The 1,242-nt window shown below is 36.9% G+C and carries 1 pseudogene; it reads right to left on the reverse strand.

The features are described from left to right. Window positions 1-16: 16 nt before the first annotated feature. Window positions 17-1,242 (reverse strand): annotated as a pseudogene (locus tag CDG79_RS40545) (transposase); the annotation flags it as partial.

Genomic DNA, 1,242 nt, shown 5'->3' on the forward strand with positions numbered 1-1,242 from the left:
CAATACCATTGCCAATTTACGAGGGTTCAACGCCTGTAGAAACGGGATGAATGCGACCTAAAGCAGTAAGCTTGGCAAAAATCTGGTTTAATAAAATAGGCTCAGGGATTTCGGGAAGCATTTTTAACATTTCACGGACATATCGAAAACCACGATAGTGAGCTTTAAGATCAATAATGCCGGAGTCAGGATTAAGGAGACGGAAATCAGATAGAAGATGATGGGATAAGTTGACCATAAAGAATGCTAGATTAACAGCATTAGTTACAGCAGTTTGACTTAAATTCATAAAATCTTCCAATCCCCAAAACTGCTTCGCATCACGAAAGTTAAACTCGATTTGAAAGCGCAGTTTATAGTAATCGATTATCTTTTCGTATGACAACTTTAGGTCACTAGAAAATAGGATTACATGACTATGAGCATTAGTTTTAAGATTGGTTTTGACCAAAATAACTATATTCAGTGCTTGGGCAAATTCCTTGTGGAGTAAAGTAGCTTGATAAATATCAGTTTTGATATCGTCTTCAATGGTACTTTTACATAAATATTTATCAGGTATGTTACAGTAGTCAATCTTATCACCGTATTTACGACGAGAGCGACTATTGGAGTCAGGATGTTGATAGGGTATATACAATGCGGAATCATGGCGCAACTTGGAAATTATGTGCAAGTTAACTTGCCGAACCATTTGCAAGGCATTATTGTTTCCAAAATGACCGTCTAAGACTAAGTAAGTTAGGGGGATAAAGTTAGCTATTAACTTGACCAACTCATTAATCATCTTCTTAATTCTTAGTAATTCAGATGTGAGAATTACTTCTGTTTTGTTTTTATTTTTACTACCTTTTGGTCGCCCACGTCCACGTTTTTCTTTGGGTTTGATTTCTTTTCTTGGCGATACACTACTTTTTTCTACATCGCTCTTGATTACCTGTTCTAAATGAAAAAGGAAATGAGTGTCTTCGCTTAACACTTACTAATGATAATGTAAAAAAAGATAGCCCTAATATAGGTTTGCTGACGAGGCTCGAAAAAAATCTATCCAGCCCATAAGTTTGTTTCCCTGATTTACTGATTACAACTTCATCTCCTGCCAGCAAATACACCTCATTTGCACGGAACAAATGCTTACGGAAAAATAGCCAAAACAACGTTGCCCAAGGTATTACTGTCTGAAAGAATCTTAATATTGTCCGATAACTACCACCAGTGCCTGCCCAACGCGAGATTCCCAAC

It is taken from the genome of Nostoc sp. 'Peltigera membranacea cyanobiont' 232 (genome assembly GCF_002245985.1).
GTDB lineage: Bacteria > Cyanobacteriota > Cyanobacteriia > Cyanobacteriales > Nostocaceae > Nostoc.